This window comes from Chitinophaga sp. (assembly GCF_036566945.1).
GTDB lineage: Bacteria > Bacteroidota > Bacteroidia > Chitinophagales > Chitinophagaceae > Chitinophaga.
Genome location: NZ_DATCVJ010001082.1, coordinates 1 through 2,938, shown reverse-complemented (window position 1 = coordinate 2,938; position 2,938 = coordinate 1). Strand labels below are relative to the sequence as shown.

The window sequence follows — 2,938 nt, the reverse complement described above, 5'->3', positions numbered from 1 at the left end:
CCGGGTTTCGTTTTTTATATCGAAGCATTCACCATTTCCACATTTGCCATTACACCGATATAAACCATGTCATCGATGATTTTTACGGGGTAGGTGGTGAGTGAACATTCTGTTTCGTCAGACAGGCAACGGCCATCTTTCAGGGAGAATGTTTTTTTGTGGAAAGGGCATGCTACTTTAGGCTCATCTTTTACAGTGCCGGTCATGCCGCGGCTCAGCGCCATCTGTTGACGGTGCGGGCAAAGGTTCTGTGTGGCATACCATTCATTTCTGCGGGCAAAATAAAACAGGGCAATCTGTTCTTCTTTATACTTTACGCATACGCCGCCATTGGTGGGTACATCCGATGTTTTACAGGCAAAAAACCAGGTGGTGGTAGTCGTGTGAATCGTAGACATAGCAGTATATTTTTGTGTAAAGAGATTATTTCCATTCTGCGGCTTTCTTCTGGGCCCGCATGGTTTCGAATTTTACCGTTGGATCTTTGTCGGCTGGTGCATTGATGAAGTGAGAGAAACGCTTGCGCAGTTCCGGATTTTCCACTACTTCTCTCCACTCGCATTTGTAGTTGTCTACCAGCAGCTGCATTTCTGTTTCCAGTTGGGCGGCTATACCCAGACTATCATTCAGTACTACATTGCGGAGGTAATCCATGCCGCCATCAAGTTTGTTCAGCCAGGTGGCGGTGCGGGTAAGCGGATCGGCTGTTTTAATATAAAACATCAGGAAGCGGTCAATATATTTGATGCAGGTGTCGCTGTCTACATCCGCAACAAGCAGTTGTGCATGCTGTGGTTTGGAGCCGCCATTGCCGCATACATACAGGTTCCATCCTTTCTCGGTGGCAATGATGCCAAAGTCTTTCGACTGTGCCTCCGCGCATTCGCGGATGCAGCCGGATACGGCGGATTTGATTTTATGTGGGGCGCGCAGTCCGCGGTAACGTTCTTCTATGCGGATGGCAAAGCTTACGCTGTCGTGCAGTCCAAACCGGCACCAGGTGGAACCTACGCAGCTTTTTACGGTGCGCAGCGCTTTGCCATAGGCATGTCCGCTTTCAAATCCGGCGGCAATCAGTTCTTCCCAGATATTAGGCAGGTCGCTCAGATGTGCGCCAAATAAGTCGATCCGCTGTCCGCCGGTGATTTTCGTATAGAGGTTATATTTAGTACCTATCTCCCCGATCACTACCAGTTTCTCTGGTGTAATTTCTCCACCCGGAATACGGGGTACCACAGAATAGGTACCGCCTTTTTGTATGTTGGCGAGGTAGCGGTCATTGGAATCCTGTGCGGTATCATTGCCTTTGTCGAGGATCATATCGTTCCACAGACTGGCCAGTATAGAGGCGATAACCGGTTTACATACTTCGCAGCCTTCCCCTTCGCCGTAATAGTCCAGTACTTCATCAAAGGAGCGGAGTGATTTTACACGGATGAGGTCCAGCATTTCCTGGCGGGAGTAGGCGAAGTGTTCGCATACCACGTTGCGGATGTATTTGCCTTGCGCCTTCATGGTGGCGGTGATGAGGTCTTTCACCATCGGGGCGCAGCCACCGCAGCAGGTGCCGGCTTTGGTGCATTTCTTTACTTCGTCGAGGGTTTCATATCCGTCTGTTACTGCCTGGCAGATGGCGCCTTTGCTCACGCTTTCGCAGCTGCAGATGATGGCTTCGTCGGGGAGGGCGGTTACACCGGCGCCCGTATCGGCGCTGCTACGGCTGCCGCCGAGGAGTAAGTCTTCCGGATTGGCAGGCAAAGCCAGTTTATTTTTAGTCGTTTGCAGCAACATATTATAAGCTGCCGCATCACCTATTAAGATACCTCCCAGCAGGAACTGACCATCTGTAGTAATATTGATGCGTTTATAGGTGCCTTTGTATTTGTCTTCAAAAACAATACTATGGCAGCTTTCCGGATCAGAAAAAGGATCACCGAAGCTGGCCACATCTACTCCAATGAGTTTTAATTTGGTGCTCATATCAAAACCGGTGAAGGCTTTAGCTTCACCGGTAATATGTGACGCCGCTACTTCCGCCATTTCATAGCCGGGAGCTACCAGGCCATAGATCATGTTGTTGTAGAGAGCGCATTCGCCGATGGAATATATAAAGGGGTCGTTGGTTTGCATTTGTTCATTCACGACGATGCCACCGCGTGGTCCGGTACTGATGCCGGCAGCTTTCGCGAGTTCATCGCGGGGCTTGATGCCGGCAGATACCACCAGGATATCTGCTTCGAGGATGGTGTCATCTGCAAACTGTAAACCGGTGATGGCGTCCTTGCCGAGTATTTCGCGGGTATTTTTGCCGGTAAGGACTTTCAGTCCCAGGCTTCCCAGCTTTGTTTGCAGGATGGCAGATCCCTGTTCATCTATTTGCCGGGGCATGAGGCGGGAAGAAAACTCGATGACATGTGTATTGGAGATACCCAGGTCCAGCAGGGCTTTGGCGGCTTCGAGTCCCAGCAGTCCGCCACCTATTACCGCGCCACGGCTGGCTTTAGGGGCATATGCTTTCATCATTTCCAGGTCTTCTATAGTACGATATATAAATACGCCCTTTTTATCCATGCCCGGTACTGGTGGCACAAAGGCGGCCGAGCCGGTGGCGATCACCAGGTAGTCATATGATTCTACGATGCCTTTGTGGGAATATACTGTTTTGTTGTCGCGGTCAATTTGCAACACCGGGTCGCCCAGATGGAGGCGGATACCTTGCCGGGTGTACCAGTCGGCGGTGGCGAGCAGGAGGTCGTCGGCGGTTTTGCCGTCAAACCAGGAAGTAAGATGTACACGATCATAGGCGGGACGGGGTTCTTCTCCGAATACAACCAGTTCAATGGGGAGGTGGGCAGATTTGGCGATCATCTTCTCACAAAATTTATAACCTACCATGCCGTTTCCTATAACTACTATTTTCATTGGATTATATTTAAGG

2 protein-coding genes are annotated in these 2,938 nt (G+C 50.3%); both read right to left on the bottom strand.

The window, feature by feature from the left end:
• Nucleotides 1–14 precede the first annotated feature (14 nt).
• On the bottom strand, nucleotides 15–398 hold the full coding sequence (gene nirD, locus VIP81_RS32635; RefSeq protein ID WP_331972164.1) for a nitrite reductase small subunit NirD: 384 nt from the start codon (nucleotides 396–398) through the stop codon (nucleotides 15–17).
• Nucleotides 399–423: 25 nt separating this feature from the next.
• On the bottom strand, nucleotides 424–2,922 hold the full coding sequence (gene nirB, locus VIP81_RS32630; protein ID WP_331972161.1) for a nitrite reductase large subunit NirB: 2,499 nt from the start codon (nucleotides 2,920–2,922) through the stop codon (nucleotides 424–426).
• Nucleotides 2,923–2,938: the final 16 nt, after the last annotated feature.